At 71.1% G+C, this 18821-nt stretch carries 20 protein-coding genes; 3 read left to right on the top strand and 17 right to left on the bottom strand.

Features of this window, described 5'->3' with window-relative positions; genetic code table 11:
• Positions 1–4: 4 nt before the first annotated feature.
• The 7 genes from ACFQSB_RS11595 to ACFQSB_RS11625 form a co-directional block, all read right to left on the bottom strand.
• On the bottom strand, positions 5–382 hold the full coding sequence (locus tag ACFQSB_RS11595; RefSeq protein ID WP_380826202.1) for a hypothetical protein: 378 nt from the start codon (positions 380–382) through the stop codon (positions 5–7).
• On the bottom strand, positions 379–642 hold the full coding sequence (locus tag ACFQSB_RS11600; protein WP_380826204.1) for a hypothetical protein: 264 nt from the start codon (positions 640–642) through the stop codon (positions 379–381). The genes ACFQSB_RS11595 and ACFQSB_RS11600 overlap by 4 nt, the downstream gene beginning before the upstream one ends.
• Positions 639–989 (bottom strand): hypothetical protein, encoded by a 351-nt coding sequence (locus tag ACFQSB_RS11605; protein ID WP_380826206.1) that lies wholly within the window; start codon positions 987–989, stop codon positions 639–641. Before ACFQSB_RS11605 ends, ACFQSB_RS11600 begins: the two co-directional genes overlap by 4 nt.
• On the bottom strand, positions 986–1327 hold the full coding sequence (locus tag ACFQSB_RS11610; protein ID WP_380826207.1) for a hypothetical protein: 342 nt from the start codon (positions 1325–1327) through the stop codon (positions 986–988). The genes ACFQSB_RS11605 and ACFQSB_RS11610 overlap by 4 nt, the downstream gene beginning before the upstream one ends.
• Positions 1328–1359: 32 nt before the next feature.
• Positions 1360–1845 (bottom strand): hypothetical protein, encoded by a 486-nt coding sequence (locus ACFQSB_RS11615; protein WP_380826209.1) that lies wholly within the window; start codon positions 1843–1845, stop codon positions 1360–1362.
• A 182-nt stretch (positions 1846–2027) separates the two neighbouring features.
• On the bottom strand, positions 2028–4553 hold the full coding sequence (locus tag ACFQSB_RS11620; RefSeq protein WP_380826211.1) for a YfjI family protein: 2526 nt from the start codon (positions 4551–4553) through the stop codon (positions 2028–2030).
• A gap of 111 nt (positions 4554–4664) precedes the next feature.
• Positions 4665–4886: a helix-turn-helix transcriptional regulator gene (locus tag ACFQSB_RS11625; RefSeq protein WP_380826213.1), complete on the bottom strand. Its 222-nt coding sequence runs from the start codon at positions 4884–4886 to the stop codon at positions 4665–4667.
• 95 nt (positions 4887–4981) lie between these two features.
• Here ACFQSB_RS11625 and ACFQSB_RS11630 point away from each other — a divergent pair, with 95 nt between their 5' ends.
• Both ACFQSB_RS11630 and ACFQSB_RS11635 read left to right on the top strand, forming a co-directional pair.
• The gene (locus tag ACFQSB_RS11630) at positions 4982–5569 is read left to right on the top strand and encodes a helix-turn-helix domain-containing protein (RefSeq protein ID WP_380826214.1); all 588 of its coding nucleotides are present in this window, start codon (positions 4982–4984) and stop codon (positions 5567–5569) included.
• Complete coding sequence (locus ACFQSB_RS11635) at positions 5544–6635, top strand: site-specific integrase (protein ID WP_380826215.1); 1092 nt, start codon at positions 5544–5546, stop codon at positions 6633–6635. Before ACFQSB_RS11630 ends, ACFQSB_RS11635 begins: the two co-directional genes overlap by 26 nt.
• Positions 6636–6662: 27 nt before the next feature.
• Here the strand turns inward: ACFQSB_RS11635 and glnA are convergent, their stop codons facing one another.
• Positions 6663–8087, bottom strand: coding sequence for a type I glutamate--ammonia ligase (gene glnA / locus ACFQSB_RS11640; RefSeq protein ID WP_354843578.1), 1425 nt, complete (start codon positions 8085–8087; stop codon positions 6663–6665).
• A 144-nt stretch (positions 8088–8231) separates the two neighbouring features.
• Here glnA and ACFQSB_RS11645 point away from each other — a divergent pair, with 144 nt between their 5' ends.
• Complete coding sequence (locus ACFQSB_RS11645) at positions 8232–8690, top strand: RDD family protein (protein ID WP_380826216.1); 459 nt, start codon at positions 8232–8234, stop codon at positions 8688–8690.
• Positions 8691–8718: 28 nt separating this feature from the next.
• Here ACFQSB_RS11645 and ACFQSB_RS11650 read toward each other — a convergent pair whose 3' ends face one another.
• From ACFQSB_RS11650 to ACFQSB_RS11690, 9 genes are all read right to left on the bottom strand, one after another.
• The gene (locus ACFQSB_RS11650; protein WP_380826218.1) at positions 8719–9525 is read right to left on the bottom strand and encodes a class I SAM-dependent methyltransferase; all 807 of its coding nucleotides are present in this window, start codon (positions 9523–9525) and stop codon (positions 8719–8721) included.
• Entirely contained in the window at positions 9522–10202 is a 681-nt protein-coding gene (locus ACFQSB_RS11655; RefSeq protein WP_354843570.1) for a DUF4191 domain-containing protein, read from the bottom strand. The genes ACFQSB_RS11650 and ACFQSB_RS11655 overlap by 4 nt, the downstream gene beginning before the upstream one ends.
• Before the next feature lie 187 nt (positions 10203–10389).
• The gene (lipA, locus tag ACFQSB_RS11660; protein WP_354925911.1) at positions 10390–11319 is read right to left on the bottom strand and encodes a lipoyl synthase; all 930 of its coding nucleotides are present in this window, start codon (positions 11317–11319) and stop codon (positions 10390–10392) included.
• Between the two features lie 75 nt (positions 11320–11394).
• A complete protein-coding gene (lipB, locus tag ACFQSB_RS11665; RefSeq protein WP_354925951.1) occupies positions 11395–12063 on the bottom strand; it encodes a lipoyl(octanoyl) transferase LipB in 669 nt (222 codons plus the stop codon).
• Between the two features lie 94 nt (positions 12064–12157).
• Positions 12158–12892 (bottom strand): Type 1 glutamine amidotransferase-like domain-containing protein, encoded by a 735-nt coding sequence (locus ACFQSB_RS11670; RefSeq protein ID WP_380826220.1) that lies wholly within the window; start codon positions 12890–12892, stop codon positions 12158–12160.
• A gap of 109 nt (positions 12893–13001) precedes the next feature.
• Positions 13002–13994: an epimerase gene (locus ACFQSB_RS11675; protein ID WP_380826222.1), complete on the bottom strand. Its 993-nt coding sequence runs from the start codon at positions 13992–13994 to the stop codon at positions 13002–13004.
• A gap of 129 nt (positions 13995–14123) precedes the next feature.
• Positions 14124–15587, bottom strand: coding sequence for a 2-oxoglutarate dehydrogenase, E2 component, dihydrolipoamide succinyltransferase (sucB, locus tag ACFQSB_RS11680; RefSeq protein WP_380826223.1), 1464 nt, complete (start codon positions 15585–15587; stop codon positions 14124–14126).
• A 33-nt stretch (positions 15588–15620) separates the two neighbouring features.
• Entirely contained in the window at positions 15621–17000 is a 1380-nt protein-coding gene (gene lpdA / locus ACFQSB_RS11685; RefSeq protein WP_354843555.1) for a dihydrolipoyl dehydrogenase, read from the bottom strand.
• 174 nt (positions 17001–17174) lie between these two features.
• Entirely contained in the window at positions 17175–18713 is a 1539-nt protein-coding gene (locus ACFQSB_RS11690) for a leucyl aminopeptidase (protein WP_380826226.1), read from the bottom strand.
• Positions 18714–18821: the final 108 nt, after the last annotated feature.

The following is an 18821-nucleotide window of genomic DNA, read 5'->3' on the forward strand; positions in this document are numbered from 1 at the left end:
GGGGTCATCTCCTGCGGTCGGCGATCAGGTGGTCCACGTCGGCGCGCAGCCACCAGCCGCGGCGGGGCTGGTGGTAGCCGGCGGCGCGGGCCACCCGGCGCGCGTGGCGGGGCGTCACGCCGAGCAGGCCCGCGAGCCGATCCGTGTGGACCTGATCACAGGATGATCCGATGTCCGCAGGAATAAGGGGGCGATGTCCGGAAGCCTGCGCGAGGGTGTGCGCGAGCGCTGCGGCGCGCAGCTCGTCGAGCAGCTCGGCGAGGCCGGGGGCGAGGTGCCCGCCGTCGGCGCGGTGCCGGGCGAGGGCGGCGCGCAGGGTGCGCCAGATCGGCTCGGCGAGCGCGGGCGGGACGACGACGGGCGGCCCGTCAGGGGCGGTCACGGGTCCTCGCTGGCGGCGTCGAGCGCTGCCGCGCGCACCATGTCGAGGGCGATGCGGCGCGCGGCCTGCTCGTCGTGGCCGTCCCGCCTGATCAGGTTGACGAGCATGCCGCCGACGACGCCGATCAGACCGGTGAGTACGAAGTCCAGCTCATCGCGGCCGAGCGGGGCGAGCAGTGCGTCGAGGCCGTCCTTGTCCTCGGCCAGGACGGCGGCCAGGACGCCCCACACCAGCGGCGCCGAGTCGCCGTACCCGGTCACCGAGGCGGCCCCCCGACGAGCGCCCACTTCTCCCGCGCAGCACGGGCCAGCTCGATCGCGGAGCCGCCGAGGATGCCCTGATCGGAGGTCGCTACGGCCCGGCCGATCAGGTCGAGGTCACGGCTCAACGGGCCCTCCGGCACGTTGTGCGAGCAGTCGGCGCGCTCGCAGGGCACCGGCGGGTCGCCGCATTCGGGGTACATCCAGCGGGCGCCCTCGGTGAACACGGCGAACACCGCGTCGATGGACACGTAGACCGTGGAGCCGTCGTCGAGCCTGAACGACCACTTGCCCGGCCTGTTCGCCTCCAGCGCGTCCAGGCGCCGGGCGAGGCCGCGGCGCCTCATCCGTGCGTCCTGTCGGTCTCGGCGGCCTCCAGCGCGGCGAGGCGCTCCTCCAGGTCGACCGACTCGCGGATGACGACGACGGCGTTGAGGATCGCGGTCGCCGCGCGGACGCGGGTCGCCTCGGACTCGGCGTTGAGGCAGGCGCGCAGTGTGGCGACGGCTTCAAGGGACGCTTCGATGAGCGCGCCGACGGTGCGGCCGAGCAGCTCGGCGCGCATCGCACCGACCTGGACGGCGAAGGCGTCATCCTCCAGCCATCGACGGACGGTGCGCGGGGACACGGCACCGGCGCGGGCCGCTTCGGTGACGTTGCGCCCGCCGGCCAGGGCGAGGAGCACCTGATTTTCGCCCTTGCGTGGGACATTCCTGGTCAGGGTCGGTCATCTCCTTCGGTGTCGACGTGGCGGCACGCCGAGCACAGGCCGAGGTGGACCTGCATGGGCGGGATGGCGCGGGCGGCCCCGCCGGGGAGGGTGAGCACGACGGCGGGGAGTTGCCAGGCGAGGGAGTTCGTGACGGTCATGCGGCGGCGGCACCGGTCGCAACGGCGGTCCTCGGTGGTGCCCTTGATCCGCGTGTACGCCCGGCCGGCGCAGGGGGCGCACCGAACCTTTCCGGCGGCCCATGGGCTCCAGAACGCGGGCCGGGGGGCGGTGGCGGACAGGTGGTCGCAGAAGCCGATGGCGCCGCCGAGGAGGCCGGCCTCCAGGCGGGCGAGGAAGCGCAGGGAGATCGGCCCGGGGAGGCGGGCGCCGATGGTTCCGTTGACGGTGGGGGCGATGGTGGCCAGGGCGGTGAGGGAGTGCATGGCGGCGGCCTCGGCTTGATCGGTCAGAGCGGTAGCGGCGGGGTTCACGGGGTGCCCTTCAGCACGTGGGGTGGATGTCGGAATGTCGGAACGGTTCCGACATCAGGGAGGGACCCTCCGTCCCTGAAATCGGATATCTAGGCATAAAAGTGCCGATATATGATCTATAAGAGGGTGTGAGACGCGGAGTAGTGTCGGAATTTCCGACGTTCCGACATGTGCTCGGCCGGTCATCGAGGCACCGACTCTCCGAGCGCGAACGCCTCTCCGTCGCGACGGATCCAATCCATCTCAAGCGCGTGGTCGATGGCGGCGTTCACGCCGTCCTTCTCGGTACCGCCGAACTTCCGGTTGACTGCGCGATAGGTCGCCTTCTCGCCGGCGTCGAGGATCTGCCCGACGTACTTGTGTGCCCGCTTGGCCATGCGGACGACGCGGGCGTTCGCCTTGGCATCTTCAGCCATCACCTCTCGCTCGACGTGAGCGATGTTCCGGGCCTTCCTGCTCTCGGCCTCGGTCGCCTTCACCCGGGCCTGCATCCAGCGCCGGACGGCCGTCGAGGTGGCCATGACCATTCCGGCGAGCGCCCAGTCCTCGACGCTCACCGCGATGCGTCCGTCCAGCGCGCCGAGGATGGCGGCGACCTTCAGGCGGGATAGGTTGGCGTGGCCGTCGAGCGGGTCGGCTGCGGCCCGGCCGGTCACCTGGGCGAGATGGGCGACCCTGATCTCGTGCTCGACCTCGGGTGCCACGTCGACGAACTGCCGGTTCAGCTCTCCAACGCCGACGAACAGCCTGTCGCTGCCTCGGAGGTCGACGGCCGGCGGCGCCCAGTCAAGGCGCCCGGGATAGGCCGGGATGGCGTCGAGATCCGGCATCTCGGGGGCTTGCACGGCGAGCCACAGGAACCGCTGCGGCAGCCCTCCGAAGGTGTCGTCGAACAGGAAGCCGGCGATCTCAGGCTGAATGCCGAGCAGCACGCACAGGCGGTAGGTGTGCGGCGCGAGCTGCTGGCCGCGGTCCTCGTCGGCGTAGGAGCCGCCGAGCCGTTCTCCTGACCATGCCTGCCGTAGCGTCTCGGTGGTCGTCTGCCCCTGGCGCTTCATCAGCGGCCCGAACATCGACCCCTCGTCGACGCGCACGAGGATGCCGTGAATGGTCTGCTGCCACTCCATACCGCCGCCGCGCCCCTCGTCGTCCTTCTTCTCCGCGCGGGTGAAGAACTTTTTGACGATGCCCTCGCCGGACCCCGCGGAGATCTCGCGGATGTGGTGGCCGTCGACGTTGGTGAACGGCAGCAGCTCGCTCGCGGTGTCGAGTGAGGCGCCCTTGCCGCCTCCGGAGAGACCGCCGAGCGCGACGAAGACGTTCAGGGGTTGGGGGCGACCCACGATGGCGCGGAGCATGATCCGGTAGTCGATACGGACGGCCGCGCGGGCGAGCACGGCGCCGAACACGCCGTCGGGGGCGATCAGACGACTGTGGGCGGCCTGCCGGATCTGGCCGAACATGGGCCGAGCGGCCCAGAACTCCTCGGGGAGTACTGGCGGTGTCAGCCCGGCCGGCGGCATGGGGCGCTGCGGCTCGGGGTGGAGCTGGTGGACGGTGGCTAGAGCGAGGTTGCCTTCGACGGCGGGCACGATGAGATCGCGCGGGTCGTCGCGGTCGCGCCGGGCGCCGTAGCCCTGGGCGTACAGTTCCTTCCCGGCGCCGCTGAAGGCGGCGGGGCTGGTGGACCCGCGGGTGAGCAGGGTGTAGGCGCCGAACTTGTCGTAGACGCGCTGCGGCTCGAATTGCGTGTTGGTGGAGAAGACCCACAGGTTGTCACCGTCGTTTCGGCCGGTAGTGGCCGAGACGTCGCTGGTGGCGTTGGGGTGGCGCCAGTAGGTGACGCCCGAACGGGTGTAGAGCTTCGTCCAGCCGAGGCGGTTGATGAGGATCTCGTCCCACGTGGCGCGCGCGTTGTAGTCGTCGCCGGGGCTCAGCCCGTCTTCGGCATCGCGGACGGGCCGGGGCTGGGTGAACGGCAGGGCGGCGGCCGGCGCGGGCGGGGTCTTCGGCTCGGGCAGGGGGATGCCGAAGATGAGCGGGGCGAGTTCGGCGAGCGGGTACGTCGTCCCCGAAGCACCTTCCATGATGAAGCACGGGCGCGGGTCTTTGGTCTTCCGGTTCACGGTGCCGGGGATGCGGAGCACGCGGGGGAGGTCGCCGACCGGGCCGTACTCGTAGCCGAGGCGCTCGGCGGACGCCTTGACGATCTGCTGGAACCGTTCGGAGAGCGCGCTGATCACAGCGATGGTGTCGGGGGTGATCAGGTGCGGCTCGTCGAGCAGGTGCCAGGAGTAGAGGCCGCCGCCGGAATGGATCAACAGGGTCGGCTCGGGTAGGCCGGACTCGGCGACGATCCGTCTGGCCTCCTCGACGTTGGGCGGCAGTGGCGCGCTGGTCTTGTGGCCAGGCCCGGCGATGTCGAGGTCGGTCCAGAAGCCGGGGAAGGCGAGGGACAGGTCGGCGGCGCCGCGCTCGCCCGGGTTCAGGGGACGACTGAGGGTGGTGACGCGGGCGTAGATGCCGGCCTTCCCCTTCGCGTCGAGCCCACGCACGTAGTCGACAGCGGCGTTGAGGCCGGACGTGTCGGTGGTGAACGTCCCGCCCGTCCATCCGCCGGTTGAGCAGATGTGGATGAAGCCGGCGGACCCGCCATGAAGCGTGGTGAGCGCCTGGCGGACCTGGTCGGCGTCGAACAGGTTGGTCACGCGGGCCCCCGCGCGCACCGCTCGCGCGCTATCGTGGCGGTGTCGTAGGCGCTGAGGGGCGCTTCGTACGTGGGCCGGTTCCCCAGGTGACGGGGGCCGGCCTTCGTCATGTCAGGCAACGGCCGTGCCGCCGTTCTGCTCGGCGTCCCGCTCGCGCTCCCAGCGCATCAGCTCGGACTCGCGGTACAGCACACGACGTCCGATCTTCACCCCGCGCGGGCCGATGCCAGCGTGACGCCAGTAACGCACCGTGCTGGGCGATGTGCAGTAGCGGGTGGCGACGTCGTCAGTGGTCCGGTATGGGTCCGACGTGCGCGGAGTCGTCTCACTCATTGGTATCCCTCTCGGGGATGTGCGGATCATTCCCGTGAAGGATGCCTGCGCGTGCCAATGGTGTCAACCCCGTTGAGGCTGTACCGTTCATTCCCGTGGAGGATGAACGTGAGTCAACGCCAGACGCAGAGGGCCCGCAGGGCGGCATGTGGCACTCGGGCAATAGCCCGGAGGAGTCGATCGGGCGCGTATTGCGGGAACTCAGGAAAGCGCGAGGGCTATCTCAGGAAGACGTCGCCAAGATGATGACGATGGCTGGTTTCTCGTGGCGACAGACCACGGTGGCCAAGACGGAGGCCGCCGCGCGCCCGATACGACTGGACGAAGCCGGCGCGCTCGCCTTCCTCTTCGGCCTGTCGATCAATGACATGGTCGGGCACGCCAGCAACACGCCGAGGGAGTACCGGGTCGAGTCCGCTTACCGAGTTGCCTTCTCGATGTACCTGAATACACAGCTTCGAGTCGCTGAGGCGAAGCGTCGTATGGAGGAAGCCGACCGCGACTATCGGGCGAGTTTGGCGGACCTCCACGCACTGGCAGGCCTCTATCACGAGGCACTCCAGAAGTTCTCCGAAGTGTTCGGTGAAGATCTTGGCGAACTCACCGAGCGAAATCTGACGGAAGTTAAGGATCGGGTAGCCGAGCTATGGGGTAACGATGGCGAGCATCAAGAAGCGCCCTGACGGGAAGTGGCGTGCCCGGTACCGCGACCAGGCCGGCAAGGAGCACGCGCGGCACTTCGTCCGCAAGGTGGACGCGCAGCGCTGGCTCGACGAGGAGACGGCGAGCCTGGTCACCGGGCGGTACGTCGACCCCAAGGCGCGGAAGACCACGGTGGACGAGTGGTGCGACCGTTGGCTCGAAGGCTACGGGTCGCGCCGGGAATCGACCGTGCGACAGGCGAAGGTGCACCTGGCGCAGATCCGCAAGGAGTTCGGCCCGCTCCCGCTCGGCGGCGTCCGCCCGAGCATGGTCAAGACGTGGTGTGCCCGCCTGCTCGCTGAAGGGTCGGCGCAGTCGTACGTCTTCGCGCTGCACAGTCGGCTGTCGCAGGTGATGACCGATGCCGTCATCGACGGCCTCGTCGCGGCGAACCCGTGCTCGCGCCGTACCTCGCCGGGCGCCGGGAAGCCGCGGCCATACCTCGCCACGGAGGCTCAAGTATGGGAGCTGTACGACCGGGCGGAGGAGAAGTACCGGGCCGCGATCCTGCTCGGCGCGTTCGCCGGCTTACGGCTGGGGGAGGCGTGCGGCCTGCGCATCGAGGACGTGCACTTTCTCCGCCGGGAGATCGCGCCGGCCGTGCAGTACCCGGCCGAGCCGCTGAAGACGGACATGAGCCGCGAGACGATCCCCATTGCCGACGCCCTGGTGACGGTGCTCGCCCAGCAGGTCGGTGGCCGGGAGGAGGGCACGGTGCTCGTCGACGACGACGGGGGAGCGCTGGGGCCCTGGAAGGTCGAGCGGCACATGCGCCGGATCCGGCGCGGGGTCGACGGCCTGCCGGACGGCTTCCGTTTCCACGACCTTCGGCACTTCTACGCGTCGTTGTTGATCGCGTCGGGGGCGGACGTGAAAGTGGTCCAGCATCGTCTTCGCCACGCTTCGGCGAAGACGACGCTGGACACCTACGGGCATCTGTGGCCCGACTCCGATGAGTCGACGCGGACCGCTGTAGAGCGCGTCATGAACCGCAAGATCAACAACGCTGCGGACTCCGTGCGGACTACCGGCGAGGCCGCCTCGTGAGTCCGCACGTAGGCCGCATGTTGATCTTTACACGTCGTAGTACAGCTCGAACTCGTGCGGGTGCGGGCGCAGACGGATCGGGTCGATCTCGTTCTCGCGCTTGTAGGCGATCCACGTCTCGATGAGGTCGGGCGTGAACACGCCGCCCTCGAGCAGGAACTCGTGGTCGGCCTCCAGCGCGGCCAGGACCTCCTGCAGCGAACCGGGGACCTGCGGGACCTGCCCGGCCTCCTCCGGAGGAAGCTCGTAGAGGTCCTTGTCGACCGGCGCCGGCGGCTCGATCTTGTTGCGGATGCCGTCGAGGCCCGCCATGAGCTGCGCGGCGAAGGCGAAGTACGGGTTGCACGACGGGTCCGGGACGCGGAACTCGATGCGCTTGGCCTTCGGGTTGGACCCGGTGATCGGGATGCGGATGCACGCCGAGCGGTTGCGCTGGGAGTACACCAGGTTGACCGGAGCCTCGTAGCCCGGCACCAGGCGGTGGTAGGAGTTCACCGTCGGGTTGGTGAAGGCCAGCAGCGCCGGCGCGTGCTTGAGCAGGCCGCCGATGTAGTACCGCGCGGTGTCCGACAGCCCAGCGTAGCCGACCTCGTCGTAGAAGAGCGGCTCGCCGTCCTTCCAGAGCGACTGGTGGCAGTGCATGCCCGAGCCGTTGTCCCCGAAGATCGGCTTGGGCATGAAGGTGACCGTGTGGCCGAACTCCACCGCGGTGCTCTTGATGATGTACTTGTACAGCATCAGGTTGTCGGCGGTCTTGAGCAGCGTGCCGAACCTGAAGTCGATCTCGGCCTGGCCGGCGGTGCCCACCTCGTGGTGCTGCATCTCGGTCTCGATGCCCGCCTCGATCAGGCGGCGGACCATCTCGGAGCGCAGGTCGGTGAAGTGGTCCATCGGCGGCACCGGGAAGTAGCCGCCCTTGTAGCGCGGCTTGTACCCGAGGTTGCCGCCCTCCTGGGCCTTGCCGGTGTTCCAGGCGCCCTCGATGGAGTCGATGTGGTAGTAGCTCTCGCTCGCGCTGCTGGAGAACCGCACATCGTCGAAGATGTAGAACTCGGCCTCAGGGCCGAAGTAGACCGTGTCGGCGATGCCGGTGCCCTTGAGGTACTCCTCGGCCTTGCGGGCGACGTTGCGCGGGTCGCGGCTATAGGCCTCGCCGGTCAGCGGGTCGTGGACGAAAAAGTTGATGTTGAGCGTCTTGTGCTGACGGAACGGGTCCAGGACGGCCGTCGACGGATCGGGCAGCAGGAGCATGTCCGACTCGTGAATGGCCTGGAACCCGCGGATCGACGAGCCGTCGAACATGAGGCCGTCGGTGAAGACGCTGGCGCCGAAGTTCTCCACAGGGAAGGTGAAGTGGTGCGTCGTGCCCGGCAGGTCGGTGAACCTGACATCGACGAACTGCACCCCTTCGTCCCTGATGAACTTCAGGACGTCGTCGGCGGAGCTGAACATCCAACCTCCCAGGGGCACGGGCTTTCAGACTTGAACGTAGGCCTGTGCCGTTTCCACCCCATGTCTCGTTTGTTTCACGGATGTTAAGCAGACGGGGGGTATGCCGCCGGAAGCACCGCAGCGGCCTCCCGATATCTTACCCGCATGAGCAAGCAACCCCGCTGGACGCAGACGTGGATCGGCGGCACCCGCGCCGCCGGCGTCGACCTCGGGCATCCGGGCGAGCGGCTCGGCCTCCCGAGGGAGGGCAGCGGATCGGCCTCGGGGTTCGGGCGGCGCATCGGCGCGATCACCGTCGACTGGCTCATCTGCACATGGGCCATCGCCGGCGGCCTGCTGCGGGTCGACCCGCGCAGCGCCGGCTGGGTGGGCTTCGCCGTGTTCGCCGCCGAGTACGTCCTGCTGGTGGGCACCATCGGCATGACCTTGGGCATGCGGCTGTTCGGCATCAGGGTCGCCGCGCTCGACGGCGGCCGGCCGGGGTTCGGCGCCGTCGTCCTGCGCACGCTGCTGCTCTGCCTGGTGGTCCCCGCCGTCGTCTGGGACCGCGACGGGCGCGGCCTGCACGACCGCGCCGCCCGCACCGTGGTCGTCCGGCTCTGAGCGGCCCGCACCGAGCGGTCCGGCCCTCTCAGGGCCGCCTGGTGCAGGAGAAGATCGCGGTGCCCGGCAGCAGGCGGCCGCGCAGCGGGCTCCAGCCGCCCCATACGCGCTCGTGCCCGGCCGGCCACTCGGGTTCCACCAGGGACGTGAGCGTGAGCCCCGCCCCCGTCACCGCGCCCACCCAGTCGCCCAGCGTGCGGTGGTGCTCGACGTAGGACGGCTCGCCGTCCTCGTCCTGCTCCACGTACGGCGAACGGTCGAAGTAGGAGCGGTCCGCGGTCAGCCCGCGCGGGCCCGGATCGTCCGGAAACGCCCAGCGGATCGGATGGCTCACCGAGAACACCAGCCGCCCGCCCGGCCGCAGCACCCGGCGGATCTCGGCCAGCACCGCGCCGGCGTCGGCGACGAACGGCAGGGCCCCGTACGCCGAGCAGACCACGTCGAAGGACTCGGAGGAGAAGGGAATGCGGCCCGCGTCGGCCTGGACCACGGGCAGGCGGGTGCCGATCTGCTCGTCGATGCGCCTGGAGTGCTGGAGCTGGCGGTGGGACACGTCGAACGCGGCCACCTCGGCGCCCTGGCCGGCGAGCCACCGGCCGCACTGCCCGGCGCCGCAGCCGATCTCGAGCACCCGGCGGCCGCGCACGTCGCCCAGCAGGCGCGCGTCGGCCTCGTCCAGCCCCTCGGGGCACCAGACGAAGCCGTCGTCGCGCAGGAAACCGCCGTGCTCGGCCTGGTAGTCGTCGGCCGCGGCGTCCCACCAGCGGCGGCTGGCCCGCGCGCTCGGCGCCTCGCCCAGCGCGCGGCGCGTCACCGGAGAGGAGCCGGAGGTCACCGCATCTTGCCGCGGGGCATGCGCGCGCCCTTCGGCATCGGGCCCTTCGGCACCGGAAGCGTCTGCGGCAGCGCCCGCAGGCGGTAGTTGACCTCCGACACCGCTTCCTTCTTCAGGTTGCGGGGGAGCTTCATCAGGTGGCGCTGCAGCTTGTTGATGGGCACCTGGCCCTCGCCGTCACCGCACTGGATGTCGTAGACCGGCACGTCGATGGCCACGCGCTGCACGCGCTTCTTCTCGGCCACGAGCATGCGCTGCACCCGCGAGCCGGGCCCCTCGGAGACCAGCACGATGCCGGGGAAGCCTACGACCCGGTGCACCACGTCCTGGTCGCGGGTGACCGCGACGGCCGGGGTGACCTGCCAGTTGCCGCGCATGCTCTGCAGGATCGCCGCGGCGGCGCCCGGCTGGCCTTCGAGCATCGAATACTGCGCCCGCTGGGCGAGCTGCCCGAACACCAGCAGGCCCACCGTGATCGCGACCATCACGCCGAGGATGATCAGCTGCCACAGCAGCCCGGTGACGAGCCCGACGACGACGAAGACGACCAGCGTGGCCAGCGCCGACGCGTAGACGATCGGCATCCCCTTGGGGTTGGCCTTCTGGATGATCTGAGCGACCATGCGGAGCTGCTTGACGCGCCCCGGGCGCTCTGGGTCTGCGGGCTTCTTCGCCATGGTTGAAGGATACAAACGCAAGGCTCAAGAAAGGAAAACGTGACCTGATGGCCGGTCGGACCGTGACCATCGGCGTCGCCCCGTCATCGTCCGCCTACGCCCGGCGACCCACGCGCCGCCTCGGATCACCGGGGAAGGGGGCCGGCCATGCCGGCGCGACGCCCCCTTCACGGATGCGGAACGGGCCTCAGGCGGTCTGGCGGGCCTCGACGGCCTGCCGGTAGAGCCGGCCGGCGCGGTAGGAGGAGCGGACCAGGGGCCCGGACATGACCCCGGCGAAGCCGATCTGCTCGGCCTCGGCCTGCAGCTCGACGAACTCCTCGGGCTTGACCCAGCGGTCCACCGGGTGGTGGCGCGGCGTCGGGCGCAGGTACTGCGTGATGGTGAGCAGGTCACAGCCGGCCTCGTGCAGGTCGCGCATCGCCTGGACGATCTCCTCGCGCTCCTCGCCCATGCCGAGGATGAGGTTGGACTTGGTGACCAGGCCCGCCTCGTGGGCCATGGTGATGACCGCGAGGGAACGCTCGTACCGGAAGGCGGGGCGGATGCGCTTGAAGATGCGCGGCACCGTCTCGATGTTGTGCGCGAACACCTCCGGACGGCTTCCGAAGACCTCTTCGAGCTGGTCGCGGTGGCCGTTGAAGTCGGGCACCAGCAACTCGACGCCGCAACCGGGGATCATGGAGTGGATCTGCCGCGCGGTCTCGGCGTACAGCCAGGCGCCGCCGTCGGGCAGGTCGTCGCGGGCGACGCCGGTGACGGTGGCGTAGCGCAGGCCCATCTGCGCGACCGACTCGGCGACCCGGCGCGGCTCGTCGGTGTCGTACTCGGCGGGCTTGCCGGTGTCGATCTGGCAGAAGTCACAGCGCCGCGTGCACTGGTCGCCGCCGATGAGGAAGGTCGCCTCGCGATCTTCCCAGCACTCGGAGATGTTGGGACAGCCGGCCTCCTGGCAGACCGTGTGCAGACCTTGGTCCTTGACGAGCGATCTGATCTCGTTGAACGTCGGCCCGTTGCGGAGCCTGGTCTTGATCCACGGGGGCTTGCGCTCAATGGGGGTCTGGCTGTTGCGCACCTCCAGACGGAGGAGCTTTCGGCCTTCAGGAGCTACGGTCACGCCCTCCAGCTTACGTCCGCGTCCGCGCCGGACCGGCCATCGGGTGACCAGGCTCACGGCCCCTCCGGAGAGCGGTCAGAGCCGCCCGGACAGCAGGTCCTCCTCCTGGACGTCGACTCCTTCGGCGCCCAGGGCCTCGGCCAGGCGCCGCTCGGCGAACGGCAGCACCTCGTCGACGGTGATGCGCCGCCCGGTCTCGGCCGACAGCGAGGTGACCCCGGCGTCGCTGATGCCGCACGGGATGATGCGGTTGAACCAGCTCGGGTCGTTGGCGCAGTTGAGGGCGTAGCCGTGCATGGTGACGCCCTTGGCCACCCGGATGCCGATGGCGCCGAGCTTGCGGTCGGGCAGGCCGCTGGCGGGGTCGCCGGCGACCCAGACGCCGCTGCGCCCCTCGACCCGGCCGCCGACCACGCCGAAGTCGGCGCACACCTTGATCAGCGCCTCCTCCAGCAGCCGGACGTAGGCGATGACGTCGAGCGCCTCGGTGAGCCGGACGATGGGATAGCCGACGAGCTGGCCGGGACCGTGCCAGGTGATCTTGCCGCCGCGGTCGACGTCGATGACCGGGGTGCCGTCGGTGGGACGCTCCTCGGGGCGGGTGCGCTTGCCGGCGGTGTAGACGGGGGCGTGCTCCAGCAGCATGCAGGTGTCGGGGATCAGGCCGGCCGCCCGGCGGGCGTGGACCTCACGCTGGAGCTCCCACGCCTGCTCGTAGGGCACGTCGACTCCGAGGCGGACCAGCGCGAGTCTGCGAGGCTCACCGCCGTTGGTTCCTGCCTGCTTGGTCTGGTCGGCGCGCTCAGTCACGGTGCAAGCCTAACGCGAGGTCAGGCGCTCACGCGGTCAGCGGGCGCGGGTCGATGCGGACTTCCTTGACTCCGGCGCCGTCGCGCTCGACGCGGTAGGCGTGGCCCCGGGGGTCCACGGTGACGGCCTGGATGAACTCGGTGCCGACGTAGTGCAGCGCCACCCCCTCGTCGGCGGCGTAGCCCTCGGGCAGCTCGCCGGAGGCGATCGACTCGTGCAGCAGGGCGCGGCGCTGAGGGTCGGAGTTGTAGTGCACCCCGCAGGAGTAGGGCAGCAGGCCGAGGCCCTCGGCCCACGGGCGCAGGACCGGACCGAAGGAATCGGTGTTGCCGCCCACGTGCCAGCACAGCGCGCCGGCGCTCTGACCTGCCAGGACGACACCGGCCCGCCAGGCCTCCTCCATCGCCTCGTCCAGGCCGTGCAGCCGCCACAGCGCGGCCAGGTTGGCGACGCTGCCGCCGCTGACGTAGACGGCGTCCTGTTCCAGGAGCCACTCGCGGGGGTTGTCGACGTTCGGCATCGGGAACAGCGCGAGGTGGCTGACCTCGACGTCCCACGCCTGGAACGCGCCGTACATTTTCAGCAGCCACTCGGCGTCGTCGCCGGTGGCGGTGGCGAGCAGCCCGAGCTTCGGGCGGTCCTGGCCGGTGAGGTCGAGCGCGTACCGGAGCAGGCCCGAGGGCTCCATGACGCCCTGGCGCGGCGAGGAGACGAACGAACCGCCGCCGATGGCGAGGATGTGGGACTGGCCGAGCCTGCTCATGATTCTCCTGCTGCCTGTTGGGAAGGGCGGGGAGGACCCTGCGAGGACCCTGCCTGGAAGGCGCACGGGCCGGACGCGGCCACCCTCCCGTTGCCACCGGACCGGCACCCTAGAGTATGGCTGTCAGGGCCCCGTCGAGACGCGGATGCCGGAACCGGTACCCCATCTCCAGCAGGCGGCGGGGGAGCGCGCGCTGGCCGATGAGCACGCCCTCGTCGGCCAGGTCGCCGAGGGCCGCGCGCAGCGCGAACCCGGGCACCGCCACCGGCATGGTGGGGCGGTGCAGTGCCCGGCCGAGGGCCCGGGTGAACTCCGCGTTGGTGACCGGCGTGGGAGCGGTGAGGTTGACCGGCCCGCGGACCTCGGGCTCGTCCATGATGTGCAGCACGGCCCCGACCCAGTCGGGAAGGGTGATCCACGAGACGTACTGCCGCCCGGAGCCCAGGGGCGCGCCGACGCCGAGCCGGAACACCGGCAGCATCTTGCCGAGGAAGCCGCCCTCGGGGGCGAGGACGTGCCCGGTGCGCAGCCGGACGACGCGGACGCCGGCCTGCTCGGCGGCGGCGGTCTCGGCCTCCCACGCGAGCACCAGCTCGGCGAGCCACCGCCCGTGCTCGCGCGCCCGGCCGCCCTGCGCGGACCGGGGCGTCTCGCCGCCCGGGGCCGCGGCCGGCTCGCCGGTGCGGGGGTCGAGCGGGCGCCACCCCGGCGGGGGCTGCCAGGACTCGTCGACCGGGTGCTCGCCGGTGTCCCCGTAGAGGCCGATGGCCGAGCCGCTGAGCCAGACGCGCGGCCGGTGCTCCAGCCCCGCCATCGTGGCGGCGAGGGTGCGGGTGCTGTCGACGCGGCTGGTGACCAGCTCGCGCCGGTGCTCGGGCGTCCACCGGCGGTCGGCGATGCCCGCCCCGGCGAGGTGGACGACGGCCTCGGCGCCCTCGAGCACCGAGGGCGCCAGAATGCCCTCGCGCGGATCCCAGAACGCCTCGTCCGGCGCGGCGGGCGTGCGGCGGACGAGCCTGACGACCGTGCGGCCCTGTTCGCGCAGGGCGCGCACGAGCGCCGAACCGAGAAGCCCGGACGAGCCGGTGACCACGACTGCCATGCGATCACCCTACGTCCGCCGCCGCCCGCCGCCCCGGCAGCCCCCGCGCGTCATCACCGCGTGTCAGCCCCGGCGATGCCCGGTGATGCCCTGCCGTGCCGGGCCCGGCCGGAGCCGGGCCCGTGGTGGTCAGCCCAGGCCGAGCTGGTTCTCGAACCGGCCCTCTTCCAGGCGGCGCTTGACCGTGGTCAGGAAGCGGGCGGCGTCGGCGCCGTCGACCAGTCGGTGGTCGTAGGTCAGCGCCAGGTACACCATCGAGCGGACCGCGATGACCTCGCCCTCGGGCGTGTCCAGGACGACCGGGCGCTTGACGACCGCGCCGGTGCCGAGGATGGCGACCTGCGGCTGGTTGATGATCGGCGTGTCGAACAGCGCGCCGCGGCTGCCGGTGTTGGTCAGCGTGAACGTGCCGCCGGACAGCTCGTCCGGGCTCACCTTGTTGGTGCGGGTGCGCTCGGCCAGGTCGGCGATCTTCCGGGCGAGACCGGCGATGTTGAGGTCGCCGGCGTCCTTGATCACCGCGGAGGCGAGCCCGCGCTCGGCGTCGACCGCGAACGCCAGGTGCTCGTGGTCGAAGTAGGTGACCTCGTTGGTCTCGCTGTTGATCACCGCGTTGAGCTTGGGGTGCTGCTTGAGCGCCTCGACCGTCGCCAGCGCGAAGAACGGCATGAAGCTGAGCTTCACGCCCTCGCGGCGCTGGAAGTCGGCCTTGGCGCGGTCGCGCAGCCGCGCGATCTTGGTGACGTCGACCTCGACGACGGAGGTGAGCTGCGCGGAGGTCTGCAGCGACTCCATCGTGCGCTTGGCGATGGTCTGCCGCATGCGCGACATCTTCTCGGTGCGGCCGCGCAGCGTGGTGTCGGCCTGCACCGGCTCGGGCGCCGAGGCGGCGACCGGGGCGGCGGCCTGCGGAGCCGGGGCCTGCGCGGGGGCAGGGGCCTGCGCGGCCTGGGCCTGCGCCTGCGCCGCCTGCTCGCGCTGGACGCGCGCGGCCTCCAGGACGTCCTGCTTGCGGATGCGGCCGCCGACGCCGGTGCCGGTGAGGGCGTCCAGGTCGACGCCGTGCTCGGTGGCGAGCTTGCGCACCAGCGGCGTGACGTACGGGCTCTCGCCGGTGGCGCCGGACGCGATCGGCGACGGCGCCGCGGCGGCCGGCGCCTGCTGCTGCGGGGCCGGGCGCGGCGGCGCGGCCTGCGGAGCCGGCGGCTGCGGGATGGAGGAGACCGGGGCCTGCTGCGGAGCCGGGGCGGGCTCGGGCGCCTTGGCCGGCTCGGGCTCGGGTTCGGGCTGCGGCTCGGGCTGGGCCTGCGCCTGGGGCTCGGCCTGCGCGGGCGCGGCCGAACCGGCCCCGGCGCCGTCCTGGTCGATGATGGCGAGCTCGGCGCCGACCTCGACGGTCTCGTCCTCAGCCACGACGATCTTGGTGAGCACGCCCGCGGACGGGGAGGGGATCTCGGTGTCGACCTTGTCGGTGGAGACTTCGAGCAAGGGCTCGTCGGTCTCGACCTGGTCCCCTTCCTTCTTCAACCAGCGGGTGACGGTGCCCTCGGTCACGCTCTCGCCGAGCTGGGGCATGGTTACGGAAACCGGCATGGTGTCGTCTTCTCTCGCGTTTCCTGTGAGGGCTTAGTTGTGTACGTGCAGGGGCTTGCCGGCGAGTGCGAGCATCGCCTCGCCGACGGCCTCGGACTGGGTCGGGTGAGCGTGGATGAGCTGGGCCACCTCGGAGGGCAGTGCCTCCCAGTTGTAGATGAGCTGGCCTTCGGTGACGAGTTCACCCATGCGCTTGCCGACCATGTGGACCCCGAGGACGGGGCCGTCCTTCGCGGAAATGATCTTGACGGCGCCCTGGGTGCCGATGATCTGGCTCTTGGGGTTGCCGCCGAGGTCGTAGACCAGCTCGGTGATCTCGTGGCCGCGCTCCTTGGCGACGGCCGAGGTGATGCCGACCGAGGCGACCTCGGGGTCGGAGTAGGTGATGCGCGGCACGCCCGCGTAGTCGATCGGCACGGGGGACAGGCCGGCGATGTGCTCGGCGACGAGGATGCCCTCGGCGAAGCCCGCGTGCGCGAGCTGCAGGGTGGGGATGAGGTCGCCGACCGCGTAGACGCCGGGCACGCTGGTCTGGCAGAACTCGTCCACCACGACGGTGCCGCGCTCGATGGCGACGCCGGCCTCCTCGAAGCCCATGCCCGAGGTGACGGCCCCGCGGCCGACGGCCACCAGCAGCAGCTCGGCCTCGAAGGTCTTGCCGCCCTCGAGGGTCACCACGACGCCGGTGTCGCTGGTCTTCACGCTCTCGAAGCGGGTGCCCAGCTCGTACTTGATGCCGCGGCGGCGGAAGGCGCGCTCGAGCAGCTTGGAGCTGGACTCCTCCTCCAGGGGGAGCAGGTGGGGCAGGGCCTCCACGATGGTGACCTCGGCGCCGAAGGACTTCCAGACGGAGGCGAACTCGACGCCGATGACGCCGCCGCCGAGCACGATCACCGAGGAGGGCACGCGGTCGAGCTTGAGCGCGTGGTCGCTGGTGATGACGCGCTCGCCGTCGATGTCGAGGCCGGGGAGCGACCGCGGGACCGACCCGGTGGCCAGCACGATGTTGTGGCCCTCGACGACCTGGTCGCCGACGACGACGCGCTTGGCGCCGTCCAGCCGGCCCTCGCCCTCGATGATCGTGACGCCCCTGCTCTTGAGCAGGCCCTGCACGCCCTTCCAGGCGCGGTTGACGATCTTGTCCTTGAAGGCGTGGACACCCGGCATCTCGACGCCCTCGAAGTGGGCCTTGACGCCGACGCTCGTGGCCTCGCGGGTCTCGTCGGCGACCTCCGCCGCGTGCAGGAGAGCCTTGGTGGGGATGCAACCCCGGTGCAGGCACGTGCCGCCGATCTTGTCCTTCTCGATCAGCGCGACGCTCTTGCCCAGCTCTGCCGCCCGCAGGGCGCAGGCGTACCCGCCGCTGCCGCCGCCCAGGACAACGATGTCGTAGGGGCCGCTGCCATCAGCCACTGGAAAGCTCCTTGTCGGATCGGTGGGCCCTCACGGCCGGGTCATGCCCGCTCTCGCGGCGCGCCCGGCCTGCCCAACAGCATCTTTTCACTTGTCTCGCGTATTCGTGACGCGCGCGGTGCGCCGGTGTGGACCGGCGGCGTGGCCGCCGGTTCCCCCGGCGCACCGCGCTCATCATGCCTCGTGACCGCTCTGGTGACGCTCGGCCAGCGCGACGAGGGTACGAGTGATCACGCCGGTGCCGCCCTTGGGGATGTACCCGTAGGGGGCGTCCTTGTTGAAGGCGGGGCCGGCGATGTCGAGGTGGGCCCAGCGCACGCCCTCGGGGACGAACTCGCGCAGGAAGATGCCCGCCGCGAGCATGCTGCCAGAGCGCTCGGGGTTGAGGTTGGCGATGTCGGCGATCGGGGAGTCCAGGCCCTTGCGCAGCTCCTCGGGCAGCGGCATGCCCCAGGCCCCCTCGCCCTGCGCCGTGGCGGCCTCGACGACCTCCTCGCGCAGTTCGTCGTCGGAGGCCATGACGCCGCTGGTGCGCCAGCCGAGGGCGACGATCTGACCGCCGGTGAGGGTGGCCACGTCGACGATGATGTCGGGGTCGTCCTCGGCGGCGCGGGCGATGCCGTCCACCAGCACCAGGCGGCCCTCGGCGTCGGTGTCGAGGACCTCGACGGTCTTGCCGGCGTAGGTGTGCAGCACATCGGAGGGGCGCTGGGCGCTGCCGCTCGGCATGTTCTCGGCCAGGCACAGGTAGCCGACGGCGTTGACCCGCAGGCCGAGCCGGGCGATGGCGAGCAGGGCGCCGAACACCGCGCCCGCGCCGCCCATGTCGGACTTCATCCACGCCATGGAGGCGGACGGCTTGAGTGACAGGCCGCCGGAGTCGAAGGTGATGCCCTTGCCGACGTAGGCGACGGTCGTGGTGGCGTCGGGATGGGAGTAACCCAGGCGCACCAGGCGGGGAGGGTTCACCGAGCCCTGGCCGACGCCGACGATGCCGCCGTAGCCGCCCTCCTTCAGGGCCGTCTCGTCGAGCACCTCGACCGACAGGCCGGCCTTGGCCGCGGTCTCCTCGGTGATCTCGGCGAAGCGCGCGGGCGACAGGTCGGACGGCGGGGTGTTGACCAGGTCGCGGACCAGCGTGACCGACTCGGCCAGCGTCGCGGCCCGGCCCACCGCGCCGTCGGCGCCGGGGGCGTCGCTCAGCACGGTGACCGTCTCGAGCGGCGCCTGCCGGCCCTCGCCCGTGCGGTAGCGGGCGAAGTCGTAGGCGCCGAGCAGCGCGCCGAGCGCCACGGCCTCGGCCTGCTCGGGCGTGGCGGCGGGCAGCGCGAAGGCGGCCTCCGTCGTGCCGGCGAGCGAGCGGGCGGCCGCGCCGGCCGCCCGGCGCAGCGTCTCGAGGTCGTGCGCCCCTTCCTGCGCGGGGGCCTCGCCGAGCCCGACCGCGACGATCACCGGTGCGGGCACGGCGCCGAAGGAGGGGAACTTGGCGATCTCGCCGGCCTTGCCGGAGAACCCCAGCGCTTGCAGCGTGGGCGTGAGCCCGCCGGTGATGGCGGCGTCCAGGGCTTGCGCGCCGGGCGCGGGGCGGGGGCCGTCGGGCGAGGTATTGATGCCGACTACGAGGGCGCCGGTCTCGACCGGGCCCGAGTCAGAGGCGTTGAGTCGCACTGTCGTCACGTAGGCCGATGCTAGCCGTGCTTCTCCCGTACGCATAAACACGGGTTCGTCCTACGTATGGGAGGCCGCCTGTGGCGTCGATGATGCCATTGGCGCTAGTACCATCGTGCGTTTGATGTGAATGATGCTAGTGTCAATGGCACT

This window comes from Sphaerisporangium rhizosphaerae (genome assembly GCF_042665155.1).
Taxonomy (GTDB): Bacteria; Actinomycetota; Actinomycetes; order Streptosporangiales; family Streptosporangiaceae; genus Sphaerisporangium; species Sphaerisporangium rhizosphaerae.